A 23,024-nucleotide genomic window follows, 5' to 3' on the forward strand; every position below is an offset into this window, starting at 1 on the left:
GTCGGGATGAGAAGACTCGAACTTCCGACCTCCACGTCCCGAACGTGGCGCGCTAGCCAACTGTGCTACATCCCGTTTTTGATTACGGCTGCAAAGGTACAACTATTTTTGAATCCACAAACACTTTCGATGTTTTTTTCAAAAAAATATAGCATTCATCCCTTCAATTTCTTCAAATGTATTTTTTTCGACATTTTTTTCAGGAAACATTTGGAATGTATCATATTTTCCCTACCTTTGCACCCGTTAAACAAAACAAACGGTACCATAGCTCAGTTGGTAGAGCAAAGGACTGAAAATCCTTGTGTCCCCGGTTCGATTCCTGGTGGTACCACTGAAAATCAAGCAGTTACTTTTAAAGTAGCTGCTTTTTTTGTATGCAATCCCCTTCTTTTCACAAAATATCACCTATTCTCTTCGTTTTTCCTGTTCTATTTAAACTATGAGTACAACTTCTCCAATAAAAATACTTATTCCTTATATAGTCTCTTTTAATTTGGCTAAATGAGGAGTGGCAATATCGTATTTTATCCCGTAGGCAATCATATCTTCAATCATTTGCCGTACCTCTTTAGGAGAATGACTCACATGACCGTCAAACATAAGTTGTAAAGCCTCGTTGCCATATATCTTCCTGGCAATCGGAACACTTAGAAACAAAGGCAATCGATACAATTTATTTGCTTTCTCTTCCTTGGCATCATATCCACGCTTCAAGCAAATAGAAAAACCCTCACGAATGGCGCAGATAGTAGTTCGAATAATAGCGAAGTCATTCACAAACCTGGCTGCACCGCCTGCACTCAATATTCCGGCAGTCAATCCGGCAGCAGTAGCGTAATGAGTAATTATCCAAAGTAATATCTGTCGGGACAAGACAGGTTTCAGATGTGCTTCGTCTAGCGCCTGAACCATTTTCCGCACACGGGGAGTCATCTCTCCATCCACCTCCCCGATGGGAGTATGGGAATATTTCATTCCCGAAATAACACAATGTATTCCGTTCGCCTCTCTTCCACCTCCTACCATGAATGGAAAGCCGAAAAAATACTGTTCAGGTTTCAGAAAACGGGCAATCTCATCAAAGCAATCCCAATTATTCTGAAAGAACATCACATGCGCTTTACCAGCAGACACACCTAAAACCGGCAACACATCCGGTAGTTGTATCTTATTCGTTGCCACAATTATGTATTCAAAATCATTCCGTGCTTCCAGTCCGTCAATCACATGAGGACGAAAGACTGTATCAACCGTCTTCTTTATACTGCTCCTAAAATCCTGACAAATATGATGAATACCTTGTTCATCTATCAATTGTTTCTGTTCCTTCCGGACAAGTAACGTAACATCGTGTCCGGCCTCTGCCAATTGCCAGCCATACGTACAACCTATTACTCCGGCACCATGGCACATAACGCTGCGAACTTCGTTCCGCGTTATGTGCCATGGTGCCGGAGTAATAGGTTGTACGTATGGTCTTAACTGCTTGGACGGTTGTACTAGCTGAAATTTCTCCATTTTGCTTTATTATGCCAGTAAAAATAATCCTTCTTTACTGGAAAGCGGTGTAAAAAAAGGACTTTGTTATAATACACTATCCAGCTTATGATTCAGACGTGCGCATCATTCCATATCAAACATATCCGGCTCTTCGCTTCTGCTCTTGTTTTTATCTTTTTTCTTGTTCATGTTGCCGAAGTTGTAAGTCAGCGTGAAACCGACACGTCTTCCGCCACGCCAGTTCTCAGAGTCCTGCCAGAAACCGTCGCCGGCTGTAACGGTACGGAATTTGCGGGAATCCAACAAGTCTCGGGCATTAATGCTCAAGGTCAGTTTATCGCTCAGGAAAGATTTACGCAAGCCCAGGTCGACCGAATAATTCGGTTCGCGATGTCCCTGTGCCATCAACTGTTTGGAATTATAATTACCTGTTCCCTGCAAAGAGACGCCCCAGGGAAGGCTGAAGTTGGCAATCATACGGACGTTCCAGGCAAAACTCTCATCCGTATCTCCGATAACCGGTGTTTCCGCACCTTGCGGCAGATAACTGAAACCATCCAATTTAGAATAATAGAGGTTGACTGTCGTTGTCAAATCGAGTATCTTGAATAATTTATCCTTCCCTACGATTTCCAGACCGCTGGCCTGCGATTTTGCCACATTCTCACTGGTGGTATACATTACATTGTCTTCCGTATTCAGAAAACGGATGCGCTGAATTACATCATCCGTCGAACGATAGTAACCGGATAAAGACAAAGTATGTCCCGATTCCCAACTCTTGATATAATTCAATTCAAATGAGTGAGAATACTCCGGTGTCAACTCCGGATTACCGAAAGAGATATTGGAAGCATCGGATATATTACGGAAAGAGTTCAACTGTCCTCCCCACGGACGACGCAGACGGCGTGTATAATTCACCTGCAACTCATTGTTTTTCGGCAAGGAATAAGAAATGAACGCACTCGGGAAAAGTTTGAAATAATCTTTTTCAAAAGCCTCGGAGGCTTTGCCGTTAAACTCCTGGTCGAAATCAAGCGAACGGGTATCCACCCGCCAGTACTCACCGCGCAGACCGGCCTGATAACTTAATTTATTCCATTTTCCGCCGTATGTCATGTAAAGAGCATGTACATCCTGATTATAAAGGAAGCGGTTGTAAAGCGACTCGTCCTGTCGGATATCTTCGGCTGTCGTTCCGGTATAGGTATCAACCGGACTGGCATTTCGCTGAAAAGTACCCTTATAGCCGGCTTCGATGCGGGCCATATCGGATATTTTATTGGTGTAGTCGGCCTGGACTTCCCAGGTTTTGTCCTTTATATCATTCTCCTGAGTCTGATAAAGAGGGTTAGCGGTTTGGGAAGGGTCTGTATAGACAGTCGATTGCCTGAAAATATCCATTCCGTCCCGTCTCCACTGGTTATTGCTGACCGTCAGGTCGATGTTACTGTTTTCCGAAAACTTATGAACATAATTCAGTTCCAGATTATACATTTTCATATCCGAATCGCCATTGGTCATACGGTCGCTGGTGTAGATTGTATTCTTCTGACTGTCGATAGAGTTATAATGGATATTCTCACTATTGTCTCCACCACCGGTCATACCGGTTACATTAAATGCCAGGTCATCGCTTTTAGTGATATGCCAGGTGGCGCCAAAACGTCCGAACCAGTTATTATGCTGCCGTTCGGAATCGTTGGTCTGGTCGAGAAAACTGTTGTCCGTCGTATTCAGACGACTCGTGATGCCTCCTCCCTTAAACTCACGGTTACGGTAATTCAGATTGGCATAAGCATCCACTTTACTACTGCTGTAATTGATGTTACCACTCGCCTGATACCCTCCGTCCGTATCGGCTCCGACTTTTACGCTTCCGTAATAACCGGGTTTCCGGTCATCCTTCAATATAATATTGATAATACCGGCTGTACCCTCAGGACTATATCTGGCAGAAGGATTGGTGATAACTTCTACCTGCTTGATATCTCCGGCCGGCATCATATCCAGAATATCCGCCTGGTTATCAGCCGTTAAACCCGATGCTTTACCATTAATCCAAATCGTTACACTGGAGTTTCCCCGCAACGACACCGAGCCTTCATTATCTACTTCTACAGACGGGATATTGGATAACAGGTCGCTTGCCGAACCACCTTCGGCCGCAATATCCTGCGTCGCATCAAAGACTTTCCTGTCAATCTCGAACCGCATCTGAGGCCGTTTCGCCACCACTTCCACTTCTCCTAATTGATTGGCATCTTCTACCAGTGTCAACTCTCCCAGACTCAAAATCTGGTTGTCGCTGCTGATAGAAATATTTTTAGACACTTCTTCATAACCGATATAAGAAAAAGTAACTACATATTCCCCTTTCTTCAATCCGCCGATAGTGTAATTTCCGTCACTCCCGGTAACGGAACCCTGCACTATCTTATCCGAACCTTTTGCCTTTACCTGCACTGTAACAAACTCCAACGGTCCACCCAGTTCGCCGTCCATTACAATACCTTTAATCTTTCCATCCGTTTCATTTGCAAACATGTCCGGAGCAAAACACAAAAGCATTCCGGCCAGCACAATACTCATCTTCTTCTTCATCATAGTCCAAATATCTATCTATTCCAATTTTTTGTCGCTTTGTTTGACTGGTTATTAACGGAATAGTTTATTCGGAACAATAAAAAAATAAGCAAATATACCTTAATAAAAAACACTTTCACTGGTTTGAAATTGATTATCATCACCAGTAGATATTCAGAAGCAAACACATTTAAAAACGAATATTTTTCAATCTACAATATAATATTTTATCTATTTTCATTTATTACCAATTGGTAAGTTCATCCGGAGGTTAAAGGCCTACCTTTGCGGGCGTTATTATTAAAAACTAATTGATATGCAGAGGGATAGCCTTGATTTCAAAAGCATGAGCGTAGGAAAACTATTTACCAAATTACTGGTTCCTACCATTATGGGGATGGCCGCATCGGCACTATTTACCGTTATAGACGGTATTTTCGTCGGGAACGGGATTGGAAGTGATGCTATGGCAGCGGTCAATATCTCCGCCCCTATTTTTATGATTATTACCGGAGTCGGATTGATGTTCGGTATGGGAGGCGGGATACTCACTTCCATCAACTTGTCGCAGGGTAAAAAGAAAGTTGCGAATATTAATTTTACCCAGTCGGTCATCGCATTGGTATTCATCAGCCTCGTTATGACGTTGTTGCTAACGATATTTCCGCATAAGATAGCCACCCTTTTCGGCTCCGATGAATATCTGATGGATATGGTGGTTGAATATTTATTCTGGTTTTCCATCAGCCTGCCGTTTACGGTACTGGTGGTTGCCCTTCCGTTTTTTATCCGGCTGACGAATCCCAAGATATCCATGTGGGCGATGCTGGCTGCTACCGTTGTGAATATTATTCTCGACTATTTATTTATTTTTATTTTCAAATGGGGATTGTTCGGGGCAGCGATTGCAACAGATATTGGTGAGTTTGTTGGTGCCGCCATTATGATTATCTACCTGTTCCGGCATTCGATAGCCATACGGTTCGTTTGGTTGAAACTGAGTGTCAAGAGTCTGCTGTTGACGCTCCGGAATGTAGGTTATATGATTAAGCTCGGCTTTTCCGTATTCCTTAGTGAGATAACGATATCCGTTATGATTATTTCCGGCAACTATGTTTTTATGGATTATATGGGAGCCGACGGCGTAGCGGCTTACAGTGTCATTTGCTACCTGTTCCCAATCATATTCATGGTTTTCAACGCAACCGTACAGTCCGCACAGCCGATTATCAGTTATAACTACGGATGCGGACAGATGAAACGTTCGGATAACGCTTTACGTTTATCCATGCTTTTCACTTTGGCATTCGCATTCAGCATCATGCTCCTGTTTATATGTTTTACCCGGAGCATCGTTACTCTTTTCATTCCCGATACAGCTTGTGCGGCATGGGGATATGCTGTAGCCGGCTTACCGCTGTTTGCTACCGATTACCTGTTTTTCGGTATCAACATCATCATAATCGGTTATTATACCAGTATCGAACGGTTACGGCGTGCGATATCACTGACAGTTTTACGGGGAATATTGCCTGTCGTATTCTTTTTCACATTACCTTTACTACTGGATGTCAATGGTATATGGCTGGCAGTAGCAGCAGGGGATATTACCACAACAGTTGTTATCGTCATTTTATTAATTGTAGATAAAGTACGTAAGAATGGATAAATTAATTGAAGAAATAGACAACCGGTGTAACCTAAACGATACGGAAATGACATTACTCCGGCAGACACTCCGTATTCTGCATTTCCCCAAAGGCAGTATTGTCATTGGGGAAGGCAAGACGGACGATTCCATCTATTTTCTGGACCAAGGTGTATGGAGAGCCTACATTGAAGAAGAAGGCGAACAGCAAACCCTTTGGTTTGCTATCCCCGGGGAAACCATATTCTCTTCCTGGGGATATTTCCGCGGACATCCTTCACGTTACACAATCTGTTCGTCGAGTGACAGTATTGCCATCGAAATGAGAAACAGCACAATACAAAAACTGTCGGAGTCTTCGCCGGCTTTTCTGAAATGGATACAAGGTCTTCTGATGGATATACTCGTTAATGAAGATGATGTTCTGGTCGATATATCCAGCCCGAAAGCGGAAAAGCGTTACCTGGCTTTCATCAAAAAGATGCCGGAGTTGTTTAATAGCGTTCCTTTGAAAGAGATAGCCGGATACATCGGTGTAACTCCCCAGTCACTCAGCCGCATCCGGGCCGGGCTGAACAAAAACAAATAGAAAAGAAAGTAACCTTAACAGCCAACGTTTTGACAGACATTAGCTGTTAAGGTTATTTCATATTATAAACAGATGCTTCCTATAGCACGATTTTATTTATTCCAGATATAGCGATAATTAAATCTTCGGTTAGGAGCCGCATCGCCATCTACACACAATGATATAGGATCTTTCAAATTTGCAGGATTATCAGTCCATTTAAAATCAAAGACAAATGAATCATCAATTAATCCCAAATCTGCACGAGGTATTGATAATTCCAATTGATTTCCATTCACCCGATATGACAATGTATTTACTTTCTTCCACTCTCCGGCTTGTTCATCATACCTCATCAATTCTGTCGACTGCGCATCAACAACCTTTTTATTTACTATAAAATCATAACCGTACCAGCCGGTCGAAGCATTATTATCCGCATCGATAAGTAATAACATCCAGTTCGGATCAGAAAATGGGGACAATTTATCCATCGTTTCCACATAAAAGAATATATTATCCTTATCTACTGCTACTTTCGATAAAACAATATCATTTCTACCAGAATTATTTACATAATGATTTCCGCCATATCCTTTATGGTCACGATGAGTTACATCTCCTTTGGTATCCCGATATTCAACCTTGACTTTATCCCATTCCTTAAATGTCCCGTCTATTCGGATTTTCTGGTATCCACTACTCTGTGGTATGGGACGAACTCCTTTATAACGACGAATATTCTGTGCCATCTGCATATAATAGTTGTCCGTATAGCCACCTTTCATCGGTTGGATTGTACGATTAAATTCTGCATTATACTGATCTACAAAATAAAACGGATTTTTACGTCCCAAAAATTCTGTCGGTCCGGGTAATTCGGACCCGGGAGCTTTCCCTGAGTTATATTTTCCAGCAGTCCATTCATTCCAGTCATTCAAATACAGAAACTGAGGATCGTTTTTCAATGCTTCATCCCAGCGATCCTGAAAATAGATACCGTATGCTGTAGGATCATTTACAGTCTTCCCTAGCCAGGAGACATAAGTCGGTTCAGGCATATCATGGTCATTCAACTTCGGTTCCTTTTTATCACGAGTCCAGGATTTTCCAATTATGGAAATAGGATGTTGAGCCGGAGTAACTGCTGCTTGTTCATTTTCTCCTCGATAAGTTGCAACCAAATCCGACGGTGACATTTTACATACTCGTTCGTCACCCAAATCGTAGCCAAAACTCCAGTTTCCTTCTGTTCCGACAAAACGTTCACCAGCCCACTCATAGTATCCCCACCACATGGTTCTGAGCGTGAAAAAATCTTTCACATCCTGGGTATAATCCGGATAAAACTCATTTATGTAATCCGGATCATTATAGTGAGAATGTGAAGGGTCAGTCAATGCTTTGGGATCATAATGAGGATTCGGGTTCTTCACACCTCCGCCATTAGCATCCATTGTCGGTTTTCCATTATACAACAGTAAAGGTTTATCTCCCCAGTAGAACCATAAATCCTTATATTTATTTTCTTTATATACTTTATCATATAAATCTTGTACAACAGAAATAACAGGTCCGTTGAAAGCCCAAAAACAAAATTGAGGGACTTTGTTACCTTCCGCTTTCATTTTTTGCATCGTTGTAAACAGAGTTTCCCACTCATCCCAATAACGGACTGCATTTGTTACATCCATAACTAATACATCCACACCGGCATCGGCCAGCATCGACATATCTTTACGAATCACATATTCATCACGACTAAGGAAATACCCCAATTCAGGTTCTCCCCAATGGTAAGAACCTTCTGTCCATGCCGGATGATTAGCATCCAGACGAGCTTCGGGAGCTTCTTCCAACACCTTACTTACATCAGCACGATAAGGAGCCTTCAAATTAGCCAAATTATCCGAATGCCACGTGATATAAAAAATACCAACCACACGACGCTTATCATCCTTGACATTTCCGACCTCTTCCTGTGTCGGCATAGTCCGTCCCAAAGCATCCGTTGCCACCCAGGTATCAGAATAAGTATCCCAACAAGAATCAGGCATATTCACATTCGAATGGACGGTATCCTTTTGATTTCCACATCCCGACAGGGCCATTATCCCTATCAGTCCAAAAGTCCATAATTGATTTATACAAAGACCATTAACTTGTTTCATAATCTATAAATTCAGAGTTTATAAAAATAAGACAAAACTGATTCAAAACGAATTATATATTTCTTTATTCTTTATAAATTTCTATTTGGTATACTCCCGATGGAAATTTATAAAGAGACACTTCCTCCTCGCTTCCAATAAGTGGATAATCAGCCTTATTAAAAGAACGTTTGTTTACATGTATCTTTTTACTATCAGGTAATGCTACAATGCCTGATGTATTAGGAGGTAATGTTATTATCCATACCAAACTATTTTCTTCTTGGGACCATTCGCTTGCCGTTCTCCCATAAGGTGTTTCTATCGAAGCTTTTGCCCAGGAAAGATAAGATGTCATTGTTGGTTCAAAGTGTATAACTTTAAAACCCGGACCTGACACATCCGGTCGTATGCCTGCTATATCTTCATAAAACCAAGTGTCATAACCACCCTGCATGGGATGATTAAGTGAAGATCCTGCCAAACACATTTCCTTACTCTTTCCATTTACCGGAAGAATCTCCCAAAGAGATGTAGCATCAGCATCCGTCCACATATAAGCAAAACTATTCTCACCTGTTTTAGTAAACATATCCCATGCCATTTTACTATTGCCAAAACGTGATAATGCTTGCCCAATACGTCCTAGACCAAATATTCCCGTATGCATAAAACCATCATATTTTTCTTTCATATTCCTGACAATCGCGTCAGAAACAGCTTTTTCATCTCCGGCAGGAACCAGTCCAAAATCAAGAGCCATTGCATCAGCAGTCTGACTACCGAATGTTGTACTTTCTTTATCGTAAAATTCGGCAACAAAAGCAGCTGCAATCTTATCCTTCAAACCACTGTAATATCCGGCATCATCATTCTTTCCTAATATAGCAGCCGTTTTAGCCAAAATCGAAGCATCAAGATAATGGAAAGCTGTAGAACTCAAAGCAACAGGACAATCAATCGCATTATTTCCTTCCGGCGGACACCAGTCACCCAATCCGTAAGGTACAATATGTTTGGTTGAAAGCGTATCATTAAGCGTTAGACTCTCCACGTGATCCACCCATTGTTTCATTTCCTGATAATATTTATGCAAAGGCTCTTCATTGCCGAAATATAAATAAGTGTACCAGGGTAATTGAACTACGGCCGTCCCCCAATCCGGAGAAGCAACCCCACAAAGACGTTTTCCCGGAGAAATCATATATGGGATTCCCGGCGCTTTATCTGCAAAATAAAATATTGTATTAAAAAGTTTTTGATGAAGTGTATTTTTCTCAAATGCGGAAGAAGTCGAACTGATATCTTCCATATATTTCATCCAAAAATTATTCAGGTCAAAATTATAATTCTCAAAAGGAGCTACGGTATGTGCATCTCCCAACCAACCACATCGTTCTCTGTGAGGACAATCCGTCGGCAAACCATGCGTATTATTGAGCATTGTCCTGACCGCTAACTCATGCAATTTATTAATTTGTTCATCAGAACATTCAAATTCACCTCTCTTATTGACATCCGTATGTACAACAATTGTCTTTATCCAATCCAATTCAGGCTCTGCTGCCATACCGGAAAGTTCCAAATAGCGATAGCCATGGTAGGTAAAACGAGAGTTCCAGACTTCCCGACCGTTTCCGGCACAAATATATTCATCTGTTTGTACAACACCTGTAGCAAAGACTCCGGTTGTATTATATTCGATTGAACCATCCTCACGAAGAAGTTCCCCCATCCGCATTTTCAAATGTGTTCCTTTTGGCTGATTTACCGTTATTTGTGGTACACCGGCAATATTAACCCCAAAGTCAAATATCCAATTTCCGGAAGGATCCTTCCATTTTTTTACCGCTCTGATTTCATTCTTCAAACAAATAGGTTCCATAACCTGAGGAAACAAATTCACCGGAATAACACCTTCTGCAACTACAGCATTTTTCCATCCATTCAGTTGAGTTCCAACTTCTGACCAACCTTTAATTTCCTTTGTAGCATCATACACCTCACCAGCATATATATTACCCTTTAACACAGGTCCGGAAGTCCACAGCCAGGATTCATCTGAAACAATCATTTCCTTAGAACCATCCTCATAAGTTATTTCCATTTGTAATCTAAAAAGAGGATCGCCATATTTAGCCCAAGGTCCCCAGACACTGTTTTGCCCGTACCAACCTTCACCAAGTATCACACCTAAACAATTTTCACCTTTCACTAACCCGGATGTGATATCAAATGTAGAATACAGGGCATACTGCTCATAATTCGTTTGTGCAGGGTCAAGGATTCGTTTTTTATCGACAAGTTCACCATTCAAATAAAGATCACCGCATCCTAAACCACAAAAATAGACAACAGCTCTTTGTAGTTTCGATTCTGCCTTCCCTGTATCAAATACTTTACGAAAATAAGGCATCGGACTATCTTTTTTCCAAACAGAAGTTATCCACTTAGCTTTCCAATCAGACGTATTTAGCCCCAAAGAGAAAAAAGAAGGTTCACTCCAGGTCGTTACTTGTCCTTTCCCATCCCAAATGCGCAAACGCCACCAATAGAGTGGCCCTCTTTCTAGTATTGCGATATCCGGACGTACATTCACTTGCTGTTCTGAAACAGTCTTTCCTGAATTCCAAATATAATTACCATCCTCCAAATCCTCTCGGGAAGAAGCAATCTCTATTTCCCAAGCAGACTGAATAAAGCCATTCTCCTCTGACTCGATTTTCCAACTAAAAACGGCTTCATCTATTCCTTCCGGGGTTACCAGACCACGACACTTCAAATCCACCACCTTCGCTTTACTCCCGACACAGTTATCAGTACATCTCGTAAACCCTAAAAGAAAAATGAAAAGCAATAATAAACAAAGACTCTTTGACTTCATACATTTCCTATTTAATCGTATCAGACGCAAATATCATATAATGATATATTTTAAAGACTTCTCCATATCTCATAGAAGAGGGTGATACTATAAATTTTTGAAACTCCTGTATACACCCTCTCTATCATTTATCGAAAAATCATTTAAATCGTATATTTCTGATATTTATTGTAACATCAGCATTTGTACCGAAATCACAACGCATATAATCACCTGAATTAGCCCAGCCGACAGTAGCCATTCCGGCTGTATAGTCCTGTTCAAATGTTGTCCATTCTTCTGCTGCCGGAAACTCTATCGTTGTCGAATTAGCTTCAGATGGTCCGGAAGACGAAGTACACCAGAATATTTGTAACTTAACACTTTTAGTAGACTTATATCGGAATACCATGGTAGAACCTTTTTTTGCGGCAGCTAAGCCATTTGAATAAATATAAGGGTCCCCTCCTGTTGTTACAATCGTATATTCATTTGAATTCTCCGGATTAGAAGCAACCAATGTCATATCATTAATTGTAGCCTGGAAAGTTACATATTCCACATCGGGATAAACAACATCATCCGGATCAATAACCGGAGTAATCACATACTCTTTTTCTACAGACTTTCCACCATCCGCTTGATTCACTGCATAAACCGTCAATTTTGTTTCAGCGATAAAACCGGTAACAACATATACCCCTGTTTGAGTTGCATCAATAGTAACTTCCTGTTTCACATTATTTTTATCCAGATATGAAGCTATCAGGTCAACTCCCACAAATGTCTCATTTGTCCAGAAAATCTTTGCACCACCACTTGCCGGTTCCATTTCAACGGTTTCGATTACATAATCTTTTGCCTCCTCTATACCCTGAGGAACACCTTTCACCGTTACAGAAGATGAGGATTCTCCACCATATCCATAAGATGTCAAAACAAACTCATGTTCTTCCGTATCTGTAAATCCTCCAACAACAACCGATACGTTGTTATTAGCATCAGCACTATATTTACTAACCTTTTTATTCACATTTTCTCCTTGGGAATTTCTATAGGAAATCAATGTATAATAATAATTGGCATCTGTTGGATTCATCCAATTCAATGTGACGGAACCAATAAAAGGTATACACTCCACATTGCTGACAGGATCTATATGGCCCTTATTATTGTCATCATTGTCGCATGCATAAATAAAAAGCGAGATGAACATTACTAATAGAATATATTTCTTCATTGTATACTTTTTTTTAATTATATCTTCAATTACCATCCCGGATTCTGCCAGTTAGCACCCGTATGTTTCAACATCTTGGCTACTTCTGTCTGTTTAATCGGGTAGAGCAAATATTTCTCTGAATTTGTCCCACGCGATGCAAGTTTGATTCGATTGTATGTGAAAGTACCATCCTCCTCTTTTACAATTTTCATACCTGTCACAAAATCATCTGTTTCATTTAAAATTTTCCAACGACGAACATCAAAGAAACGATGTTCTTCGAAAGCTAATTCTACACGACGTTCATTTCTATAACGTTTTTCAAAAGAATCTTTCGACATGCCTGACGATAATGCCGGTATACCGGCACGAACCCTGATTTTATTAACAGCATCTCTGGCTGATAACGCCTCTGCCCCTACTTTGGATACCACTTGTCCATCCGGACCTACAGCCTGATAAGCAGCCTCTGCAAAATTCAAATATAATTCAGCCAAACGAAAAATACGCATAAGCCCATCTGCATCCTGCCCGATTCCGGATTTGAAATTATTGAATTTACGCATATAATATCCCGTACGAGTATAACGGATATCCGTCACCTTATCAGAGATACCACAATTTCCACCCACATATGTTTCTACAACATCTCCATTAGGTTGATCTAAATATCGAATAGCCCCATTATAATAAACCGACGCATAGAAACGAGGATCACGATTCGCATACGGATTTTTCGGATCATAAGAAGATGCCGTATTTAATATCGGCCGCAAATGCTCTGCATCCGAATAACCTAAAATGGGTTGAGTACCATCAATCATTTCATAACTATCTACCAACTCCTGCGAAGGTCCAGCTCCAGCTTTTTCCATACCATTTGTAATAGGAGTCCCGGCAAACTTCCAGACATTTGAACGCCAGGAGGTCGTTTCATAGATAGTTTCCCTATCCCATGAACGGCTTGGATCTGAACGAGTAATGAAATAATAGGCATATGCATTCTGAGCGATTGCAGGATCCGGAGCCTGACTATACAACTCAAAACCATGTTGCAAACAAAGATCTAAAGCCTCTTTGGTAATTTCTGTTGTTTTCTCCCATGTGTATTTACTGCTTCCGTTCTCATTCCATAAAGGACTTGCTGCATATAAAGCCGTCTGAGATTTCACAGCACAAGCAAAAGCACGTGTCAATTTTCCTCTTTCGTTATCATTTATTTGCCAACGAAAACCAATTGATTGTCCTTCGGACTCTACCGTAGCCAAAGCCTTATCACATTCTGAAATAATAAAATCTGCACATTCCTCAAAAGAGGCACGTTTATCTGTCGAGAAATCATGATTCGTCTCGTAAGGAGTTTCTATTAGAGGAACTCCCCCATAACGTTTTATCAATTGTAAATAATAAAACGCACGTGCAACACGAACCTCGGCAATCCAACCATTTTTTTCTACTTCATTAAAAGTATAAGTGGCCATTTCCGGATCATTTATACAAAGCAAAAAAGTATTACAACGACGAATACCTTCAAAATAATGCGACCAAGGATCCATATAACTGGCTGTTAAAGGATTATATTCAGGAGTCGTATATCCTTTATACCACTTGGATACCGGTCCGTCCTGATTGTCATTTGCATCATGGGCTTCATCACAAAAAGAAGCCAAAGGAGTATTCGTATTTTCATACGTAAATCCAACCTGAGGCATATATCCCAAGCAATTGGAGTAATAAGCAGATGTACGTTCATATCGATTAAAAATATCATTCAACGACACACGCCCATCGGAAGCTATATCCAAATCTGCACAGGAAGAACAACACAATGTAAAAGTAACAACTAATATATTTATCAGATTCTTCATAATATCTATATTTAAAATGTTAAGCTCACTCCAATATTATACACTCTATATGGTTGGAAAGTACCCATGTTAGCTATTTCCGGATCTATATGTTTTGAACGCATATTATCGATTGTAAACAAATTCTGTCCACTTAAAGAAAAACGGATTTTTTCTGCAAAAACCTTCTTTGAAGTATTCAATGGTAATGTATAAGCAACCTCCGCGTTCTTTAAGCGTAAATAAGATGCATCCATAATAAAGAAACTGTTTGGCTGATGGTTGGTAGATGCTATCAACGATAAAGCCGGATAAGTTATTTCTTCTCCATTATTCCAACGTTCAGGAGTCCATGCTTTTAAATGAAGGTCTGTAAATACACCCTGATATTCCGATTCATATGCACCTACACCACTTATTGTTTTTGAATATTTACCAACGCCTTGAAATAAAAGATTAACTTCAAAACCCTTATATTTAAAACCTCCGGAGAAACTATAGTACTGCTGCGGTATAGAAGTGTTTAAAATCGGAGCTTTATCTTTTTCATCTATTATTTTATCACCGTTTAAATCCTGATAGATAAAATCACCGACACGAGGAGTTCCGAAAGCATAACTCAAACCGCTCTTTTCAAGTTCTTCCTGAAAATTAAACATGCCATTGCCATTGCTGTAATCAATCAAATATCCCCACTGTTGCCCATAACTAAATCCCTCTGTACGGTACGGATAAGCATACTCATTTGAATAAGGAGATTCATTAATATTAATAACCTTGTTTTTATTATAACTGAAAGCGCCGCCTACATAAAAAGACCAATCTTCATTAATCTTTTTGTCATACATTGCTTCAATTTCAAAACCATGATTTTCCATTTTACCCGTATTCGTTTTTGGATAGTTGGAAAGTACAGTTCCTTGATATTCCGGAACTAAACCGGCACTACTTACCAGCATATTATCGCACAAAAATTTATACCAGTCAAAAGAGATGGTCAATTCATTGAACAGCCCCAGATCAAAACCATAATTTTGCTTTTTCATCTTCTCCGCCATCAAATCCGGATTACCTTTTAATCCTTCATTACCACTTACATCAATATAATCCAGATATAAAAATCGTTCCCCACCCAGCTGATCATTTGCTGTAATACCATACGAGGCTCTTAATTTCAAATTACTTAACCAAGTCCAATTCTCCAAAAAAGCTTCATCCGAAACAACCCAGGCACCGGAAATAGCCGGAGTAGCAATATAACGGTTATCTGGGTGGAACTGTTCAGAACCGGAATATCCCAAATCCGCTTTTACAAAATAACGGTCTTTATAACCATACGTTGCTGTAAATCCTAAACTTTCACGTTTATATGGCAACATACCGGAACCAGAAGAGACCTCTTTCTCTTGTTGCAAATAAAAAATATACCCCATGGCGCTAATACTATGATCATCAAACCTACGTTTATAATCCACATTTGCATAAAGATTCAAATTGTAATAAAATGTAGAGCTTTTTCCGTAAGAAAGAGGAGTATTGTTGTCTGAACCTAATAATGAAAAATCCAACTTTGACAAGTCTTTTGAACGGACATAACGTTCAAAATTCTGAGTTGTAGTTGTTTGATTCACAGAATTAGTTTGATAAGCCATTGTCCCACTTACAGAAAGACCTTTAGTAAGAAAACTCATATCCAAAGTCAAACCAGCTTGAGCGTTTATATTGGCAACAAGAGCCTGAATATAACCAGAACGGTTCAGCATCCCGTAGACAGGAGTTTTCTCATTATCATGTGTTACAACTTGATTACCGTTACTTAGACCGTCTCCTGACGGAGTTAATGGACCATACATCGTGGGTGGCAGATTAAATATATGGTTATAAATAGTCTCATTACCATAACCTGCAGTCTTTTCTGTTTTAATATTACCGGACAACCGCATGAAACCACTTAAATAATCATTTATTTTCACATCAATATTCGAACGGAAATTAAACCAGCTATTTTTAGGAGTCGGATCATACTTCGAACCACTTTCATTAGCTGTTTTAAACGGCAATTGCTGGTGCATATAATTCACATTAGAAAAATAACGAACTCTCTCAGTTCCACCTTTTACATTTACACCTACTCTGGACATTAAAGTCAAAGGACGTATAAACATTTTATACCAGTTATTATTCGGATATAATTCATTACCTCCAGCTTGGAACAACTCGGTATCCGTCTTAGAAAACTGGGAATACCCCCCCAGACCATCATTATAGCCTGCCTGATTTCTCATTGTAACATAATCGGATGAATTAACAAATAAAGGTTCTTTTGTCATTTGCTGGAATGACTGGTCAAAATTCACCTCTACTTTTGTTTTTCCAATGTGTCCCTGCTTAGTCTTAATCGAAATTACCCCATTGGCTCCCTGAATGCCATAAATAGCCGTTGTAGCAGCATCCTTCAATATAGTTACCGACTCTATTTCTTTAGGAGTAATATATGTATAATTCGTATTAGGACAAATAATTCCATCCACAATCACTAGCGGTTCCCGTCCATTAATGGTAGAAAGCCCTCTGACCAATTGTGTTACCCCTGTTGACGAAGAACTCAATGCTCCACGGGATAATTCAGCATTTGTTTCTATCGTCGTCAACCCCGTAAACCGACCTGCAAAAGTTTTTGTCAGATTTGATTCAGGAGACTTATCCAAATCTGAACCTAAAACTCTGGAAACAGCTCCGGTTACCGCCCTTTTAGGTAACGACATATATCCCAAATCTATGACCTCATCCATTTTTTCAGCATCATATGACAACTGAATAGATTCCAATCCTTCGTGATTTACGACAGATACTTTTTTATCATCATAACCGATATATGAAACTGTAATATATTGGCTTCCATCCTTTATATCAATTTCATACGCACCATCAACTTTTGTCAGATATTCGCATTTTCCGTTTTCCGACTTCAAAAGAGCCCCGGAAATCGGCTTTCCAAACTCATCAATGACAAACCCTTTTAATTGAATAGAAGGATCTTGTGCCCAACCTAATATTCCCGGAGAACTCAAGCAAGCACAAATAGCCAATATGGATATTTTATTTTTTATGTAGCTCATAATTTAGATTCTTTTCAAGTTATACAGAATATTACCATCCCTGATTTTGCCAGGAGACTCCCGTTGTTGACTCCAAACGGGACACTTCGTCCAATGGTAATGGCAATAATAAATCTCTATTCTGATATCCACCACGTGGATTTGTAGATATATTATATCGTTGATAATTGAACGAGCCATCATTATTTTTTGTAATTCTCATTCCTGTCAACCACTGGCATGTAGCATTCAAATTACCTTCAGGCTTCTGCCAACGACGTAAATCAAAATACCGAACCTCTTCCCAAGCTAATTCAACGCGTCGTTCATTATGAACACGTAAAATCATTTCATCTTTCGACAAACCGGCTGGCAACGCAGGCATATTTACACGAGCCCTTATCTCATCCACGGCAGCTTTGGCTTCTGCCAAATGCCCTGATTCTGCTGCAGCTTCCGCATAATTCAGAATAATTTCTCCTAACCGGAAAAATTTCCAGTTTGAATTATTTATTTGATTTGTATTTGAAGCCTGGGGAGTAACTAATTTCCTATGATAATAACCAGTACGACTATGAGCTCTGTCAGACGGATCCAAACTCATTCCATGTCGGCCATTCACATAAGTTTCAACAGTAAATACTTCTCCATTATTCCAGATTAAAGAATCACCATTACATAAAACTGTTGCTGTCAAACGCGGATCACGATTTTCATACGGATTTTTAGGATCATATATTTTATTATCTGGATTATAATTCGGTTGCATATGCTTTTCGTCCAAATAAGGTTTAGCCAAATCCAGTATAGGCTGCCCATCTATTGTTTCGAAAGCATCAACCAGCTCCTGAGTAGGACATGTTCCACATTTATAAGTACCATCCATAGAACTTCCTATATAACCGACATGCCATACGAAAACACCTCCGGCACGATGTTGCCAAATTGTTTCTTTATCACGTGGTTCTGCTGAATAGTCTGCATTTTGACAAACCAACTGATGAAAAGCAGCAGCGTCATATGTTCCAAATGTCGAAGGATTAGTACATGTGGTAAATAATGCATACCCATTCTTTTTCAATTCCTCTACAGCCTGTTTATTCATCTGATATGCTTCTTCCCAATGATCTTCTCCTGCATTAAACAAAGGGCTGGCTGCAAACAACATCATTTTAGATTTAACAGCCCAAGCTAATGCTTTAGTTGCCCGCATTGCTTCATCTTCCGTTGTAATACGCCAGGGTAGTTCCGCACAATTGAGACCGGCATCACAGTCTTCTGCTATAAATCGGGCAACATCATACACGGCTTCTCGTTTCAATGTAGAAAAATCAGCATCAAACGCTATGGTTTTATCCACAATAGGAACTTTGCCAAACCATTTAACCAACTCTGAATAGAAAAAAGCACGCATAACGTGTGCCTCTGCGGTAAAACGGGCACGTTCTGCTTCACTATTTACAGCCGCAGTCCCTATATTTTCCAAAAACTGGTTGCACAAACGTATTTGTTGCCAATATCTGGACCAATAAGCATTATTAGCTGCACCATGTCCATCGTGCATATCTCTTATCGGATGGGAAGACGCTGATTCATTCGCATTATACATTGATTGAATACTTGTTCCCTGTACTTCTTCCGAAGACCACCCTTCATCACTACAAGCTGTCACTAAAGGATCAAAAAACCAATAAGCATATCCCTTTTGAGGAATATTATTATAACAAGCATTCAACAAAGCACCTACTTTATCCGGGTCTGCATATATTTCCTCCATAGTGAGCGTTCCATCAGGAGCTACATCCAGGACATCAGAACAAGAATTCAATGTTCCCAACAGAACAATTGAAGATATTAAGAAATATGTTAGTTTCATATAACTCTCCTTTCAATGATTAAAATGTCACATTAATACCAAAATTCATCATCTTAGTAATCGGATAATTAAGCTCTGCACTTTGCTCCGGGTCAATTGCATCAGTTTTCATGGCCTTCCATGTCAATAGATTATTCCCGTTTACATAAACTCGTGTACTATTAATTCCGACTTTTTTCAAAAGTTTTTTAGGCAATGTATACCCCAGTTCTATATTCTTCAAACGCAGGAAAGAACGATCCATAATAAAGAAATCATTTGCCTTCTGGCTAGTTCCGGGTGAGGATGCCAAGGCTGGATATTTAATTTCTTCACCATTAGCATAACGTTCAGCAGTCCAAGCCTGCAAATGATAATCACTGTAGAAACCAACCAAACCGAACTCTGTAGCTCCCCAACCAGTATATACACGGGATGCTTTAGCTATACCGGAAAACAAAAATGAAAAATCAAAATTCTTCCAGTTTACAGAACCAGAAAAGCCATAAGTAATACGAGGTATATCACTATACTTGATCGGAGCCTGGTCCTTCTCATCAATTACACCATCTTCATTTATATCCACATAAAGAAAATCACCCAAACGAGGAGTTCCTCCTACCTGATAAGTAGCCAAAGCGTTGTCCAGTTCTTCTTGTGTATTAATATATCCATTACCATTACTATAGTCTATTTTATATCCGAAACACTGTCCTATACTGTAACCTGTACTTCTGTAACGATATGCATAATCAGCCGTTTTTTGTGCTTCATCCATAAAACGTTGGGTATTCTTATTATACGCGAAATTTCCCTTTACAGTAAATGACCAATCATCGTTTAATCGCTTATTGTAAGTTGCCTCCAACTCATATCCATGATTATCAATACGTCCCATATTGACTTTTGGCAGATTACCAAGTGCTACTCCCTGAATTTCAGGTACTGTACCACGAGATATCAAAACTCCTTCACGTTTTTCCTTAAAATAATCAAAAGTTAAAGACAGTTCATTAAACAACTGTATGTCAACTCCATAATTCTGTTTATAAGCAATTTCCCAACTTAAATTGGTATTTCCTAATTTCCCTTGTGAAATGGCTTGCCCACGTCCTAAAGAAGGAATAACTCCACCACCACTCGTAATGTTACTTATATACAAGAAACGTGTACTACCTAATTTATCATTACCCACTTTACCATAAGAAGCACGTAACTTCAAATTAGAAATAGTCTTATTATCTTTCAGGAAACTTTCATTACTAGCCACCCAACCTGCGGAAAAAGCAGGAAAAAAACCAAAACGATGTCCTTTTGCAAATTGCTCGGAACCGTTATATCCAATATTTACTTCAGCCAGATAACGAGAATCATATCCATAAGTAGCACGCGCTGAAACACCTAACATATTATAAGGTAAATCTGCTGCATATTCCTGCCAATTATCACGTTGAACCAGAGCCATCCCTGTGACATCATGCACTCCAAATTTCCGGGCATAATTCAATGAATACTGCATATTCATATAATAGTTGGTCGACATAGACTTTGAGAGAGAAATAGCATTATTTTCATTCGTTCTCACTTTTGTATAATAAGATTGGTCTTCCGCCGTTCTGGCAACCGACACACCATAAGCATCATACGATCGGACTCCCTGTAAAGTAGTCACAGCTTTTGAGTCAAAAGAAATCATAAATTTATTACTAAGTCCTTTCGTTATGAAATCTAATCCCCAATCCACGATTAACGATGAATTCAAATTAGTATTCGTTTCCTGCTGATACCCTCTACGGTTTATTTCCCCATAAGTATTGCGGTCCTGACCAGACTGATTAACAACCTCACCAGCCGGAACAGATGTTCCATCTATCAACGTATAACCCTCTTGAGTCAGTGGTCCCGGATCTGTCGGAGGTGTTCCCCAAATATAAGCCCTCATATTTTCAATCATAGCAGCGACACTTCCTCCAAAAAGAGTTTTTGTTTGTGGAGTATTTACCTTTTCCAAGTAAGAAGCCAGATTCAAAGAAAGCTTTAAATTTGAAAGTACTTTATAATCCAGGTTTGCACGAAAATTATAACGATCCGATTTATAACTCGGATCATATCCCAGATCCTTCTCCGATTCCGTGCGGAATTGGCCTCCTTGCCCCAAATAAGCAACATTCATGAAATAGCTCAATTTTTCTGTTCCTCCACTCAAATTCACGTTAACACGAGTTTGAGGAGCCCATTTTTTAAAAAATTCACTATATACATCCCTATCCGGATAAAATACAGGATCTTTACCAGACCTATACATATCAATCATATAATCGGTGTAAGGTAAATCCGCTTCAGAATATCCATCATTGCGAAACGCCTGATTACGTAACTCAGCAAATTCCCAGGAGTGAATACGATCTGCCTGGGCAGTAAATTGCTGCAAACTATAATCCGCAGAAATACTTAATTCTGTTTTTCCTACCTCACCACGACGTGTGGTAATCATTATAACACCATTAGCACCACGAACGCCAAATACTGCAGTAGCAGATGCATCCTTTAATATGGATACGGAAGCAATTTCATTCAGGTCTAACGTAGAAATATTATCACGTGGCACACCATCTATTAAAATAAGAGGATTTGCTCCATTTGTCGTACTGGCCCCACGTAAATAAAATGTAACATCATCTCCACCCGGTTGTCCGGATGTCTGCAAAGCGGTTAATCCCGGTAGACGTCCAGCCAAAGCGGTTGACAAATTCGCAGCAGAACTTTGTTTCAGTTCTTTCGTCTGTATTGCAGCGACTGCTCCGGTTACAGACACTTTCTTTTGGGAACCGTATCCAACCACTACTACTTCTTCCAGTGTTTCTGTATCTTCAAGCAATGTAATAGATACAGATTTCTGGCTCCCTGCCTTTATTGTTTGTGTCACATATCCAATATAGGATACACGCAACACAGACTGTGGAGTGACTTTAATGGAAAATTTACCATCTGCATCGGTAACAGTTCCGTTTGTAACACTTTCCATAATATTTACACCAATCAACGGGAAACCGTCTTTATCCAAGACAATACCTGTTAATAGCGAAGTTTGTTGTTGAACTCCTGCCTTTTCGTTTTTTTCCGGTATAACATTAGATTTTTCCGAATACCCATAGAAAGGGGTTAACAACAATGAGGTGATCAGCAAAGCTGATTTGCCTCCTAATTTTGTTAATCTGACATTTTTCATAAAAGATTAGCTTATTGTACATTATAGTAAGCAAGCTTAATAACAAAGTATATACACAATTATTCACGTGCATTTGAGAGATTCACAAGTTCTCATTTTTGACAAAATCAAGAATACTCATTTCAGAAACAGTTCAACATCTTTACTTCAATTTTTACCCTAAAATTCTTATGAAAGGGTAAAAGATTCAACAATTTTCGTTTACATATCGCAATAAAAGTTTGTATTATTATCATAATTAACCGAATTCTAGCCAAAGAATACTTCGGCAAAGACATAAAGATTTCACTACGGAGCAAAAACCATGTTTTTACTCCGTTCAAATGACGATTTAACAAAAAACAAATAGGATTTTTCAGGATAAAGAAGCTTATTTTTATCCTGTTTCTTTATATATAGGGATGGATGATTTACAAAGGATAGTCAAAATAGCACTTTTCAAAAGCACTAAC

11 protein-coding genes and 2 tRNA genes are annotated in these 23,024 nt (G+C 39.5%); 3 read left to right on the forward strand and 10 right to left on the reverse strand.

The window, feature by feature from the left end:
* Window position 1: 1 nt before the first annotated feature.
* Window positions 2-75, reverse strand: a tRNA-Pro gene (locus NBH15_RS11880).
* 186 nt (window positions 76-261) lie between these two features.
* Here NBH15_RS11880 and NBH15_RS11885 point away from each other — a divergent pair.
* Window positions 262-334: transfer RNA gene (locus tag NBH15_RS11885), tRNA-Phe, on the forward strand.
* Window positions 335-477: 143 nt separating this feature from the next.
* Here the strand turns inward: NBH15_RS11885 and NBH15_RS11890 are convergent.
* Window positions 478-1,416, reverse strand: a complete 939-nt coding sequence (locus NBH15_RS11890) for a ketopantoate reductase family protein (RefSeq protein WP_250822756.1) — start codon at window positions 1,414-1,416, stop codon at window positions 478-480.
* A 210-nt stretch (window positions 1,417-1,626) separates the two neighbouring features.
* Complete coding sequence (locus NBH15_RS11895; protein WP_250822741.1) at window positions 1,627-4,113, reverse strand: TonB-dependent receptor; 2,487 nt, start codon at window positions 4,111-4,113, stop codon at window positions 1,627-1,629.
* Window positions 4,114-4,408: 295 nt separating this feature from the next.
* Between NBH15_RS11895 and NBH15_RS11900 the strand changes: the two genes are divergently transcribed.
* Together NBH15_RS11900 and NBH15_RS11905 are read left to right on the forward strand one after the other, a co-directional pair.
* Window positions 4,409-5,761, forward strand: coding sequence for an MATE family efflux transporter (locus NBH15_RS11900; RefSeq protein WP_250822742.1), 1,353 nt, complete (start codon window positions 4,409-4,411; stop codon window positions 5,759-5,761).
* Window positions 5,754-6,329: a Crp/Fnr family transcriptional regulator gene (locus NBH15_RS11905; RefSeq protein ID WP_250822743.1), complete on the forward strand. Its 576-nt coding sequence runs from the start codon at window positions 5,754-5,756 to the stop codon at window positions 6,327-6,329. The genes NBH15_RS11900 and NBH15_RS11905 overlap by 8 nt, the downstream gene beginning before the upstream one ends.
* Window positions 6,330-6,421: 92 nt before the next feature.
* On the opposite strand, the gene NBH15_RS11910 is transcribed toward NBH15_RS11905, so the two are convergent.
* The 7 genes from NBH15_RS11910 to NBH15_RS11940 form a co-directional block, all read right to left on the reverse strand.
* Window positions 6,422-8,479, reverse strand: a complete 2,058-nt coding sequence (locus NBH15_RS11910; RefSeq protein WP_250822744.1) for a glycoside hydrolase family 71/99 protein — start codon at window positions 8,477-8,479, stop codon at window positions 6,422-6,424.
* Between the two features lie 64 nt (window positions 8,480-8,543).
* On the reverse strand, window positions 8,544-11,342 hold the full coding sequence (locus NBH15_RS11915) for an alpha-L-rhamnosidase (protein ID WP_250822745.1): 2,799 nt from the start codon (window positions 11,340-11,342) through the stop codon (window positions 8,544-8,546).
* A 139-nt stretch (window positions 11,343-11,481) separates the two neighbouring features.
* On the reverse strand, window positions 11,482-12,561 hold the full coding sequence (locus NBH15_RS11920; protein ID WP_250822746.1) for a DUF4959 domain-containing protein: 1,080 nt from the start codon (window positions 12,559-12,561) through the stop codon (window positions 11,482-11,484).
* Window positions 12,562-12,590: 29 nt separating this feature from the next.
* Window positions 12,591-14,411 (reverse strand): RagB/SusD family nutrient uptake outer membrane protein, encoded by a 1,821-nt coding sequence (locus NBH15_RS11925; protein WP_122328935.1) that lies wholly within the window; start codon window positions 14,409-14,411, stop codon window positions 12,591-12,593.
* Between the two features lie 11 nt (window positions 14,412-14,422).
* Window positions 14,423-17,509 (reverse strand): SusC/RagA family TonB-linked outer membrane protein, encoded by a 3,087-nt coding sequence (locus NBH15_RS11930; RefSeq protein WP_250822747.1) that lies wholly within the window; start codon window positions 17,507-17,509, stop codon window positions 14,423-14,425.
* 31 nt (window positions 17,510-17,540) lie between these two features.
* Window positions 17,541-19,364, reverse strand: coding sequence for a RagB/SusD family nutrient uptake outer membrane protein (locus NBH15_RS11935; protein WP_007654073.1), 1,824 nt, complete (start codon window positions 19,362-19,364; stop codon window positions 17,541-17,543).
* Between the two features lie 19 nt (window positions 19,365-19,383).
* The gene (locus tag NBH15_RS11940; protein WP_250822748.1) at window positions 19,384-22,572 is read right to left on the reverse strand and encodes a SusC/RagA family TonB-linked outer membrane protein; all 3,189 of its coding nucleotides are present in this window, start codon (window positions 22,570-22,572) and stop codon (window positions 19,384-19,386) included.
* Window positions 22,573-23,024 lie beyond the last annotated feature (452 nt).

The sequence above is a fragment of the Parabacteroides caeci genome, assembly GCF_023656795.1.
GTDB classification, from domain to species: Bacteria; Bacteroidota; Bacteroidia; order Bacteroidales; family Tannerellaceae; genus Parabacteroides; species Parabacteroides segnis.

Excerpts from the sequence above, each read along its gene's own strand:
- NBH15_RS11890 (WP_250822756.1), bottom strand. The coding sequence starts at position 1,416 with ATGTGCCATGGTGCCGGAGTAATAGGTTGTACGTATGGCTGGCAATTG.
- NBH15_RS11895 (WP_250822741.1), bottom strand. The coding sequence starts at position 4,113 with ATGATGAAGAAGAAGATGAGTATTGTGCTGGCCGGAATGCTTTTGTGT.
- NBH15_RS11900 (WP_250822742.1), top strand. The coding sequence starts at position 4,409 with ATGCAGAGGGATAGCCTTGATTTCAAAAGCATGAGCGTAGGAAAACTA.
- NBH15_RS11905 (WP_250822743.1), top strand. The coding sequence starts at position 5,754 with ATGGATAAATTAATTGAAGAAATAGACAACCGGTGTAACCTAAACGAT.
- NBH15_RS11910 (WP_250822744.1), bottom strand. The coding sequence starts at position 8,479 with ATGAAACAAGTTAATGGTCTTTGTATAAATCAATTATGGACTTTTGGA.
- NBH15_RS11915 (WP_250822745.1), bottom strand. The coding sequence starts at position 11,342 with ATGAAGTCAAAGAGTCTTTGTTTATTATTGCTTTTCATTTTTCTTTTA.
- NBH15_RS11920 (WP_250822746.1), bottom strand. The coding sequence starts at position 12,561 with ATGAAGAAATATATTCTATTAGTAATGTTCATCTCGCTTTTTATTTAT.
- NBH15_RS11925 (WP_122328935.1), bottom strand. The coding sequence starts at position 14,411 with ATGAAGAATCTGATAAATATATTAGTTGTTACTTTTACATTGTGTTGT.
- NBH15_RS11930 (WP_250822747.1), bottom strand. The coding sequence starts at position 17,509 with ATGAGCTACATAAAAAATAAAATATCCATATTGGCTATTTGTGCTTGC.
- NBH15_RS11935 (WP_007654073.1), bottom strand. The coding sequence starts at position 19,364 with ATGAAACTAACATATTTCTTAATATCTTCAATTGTTCTGTTGGGAACA.
- NBH15_RS11940 (WP_250822748.1), bottom strand. The coding sequence starts at position 22,572 with ATGAAAAATGTCAGATTAACAAAATTAGGAGGCAAATCAGCTTTGCTG.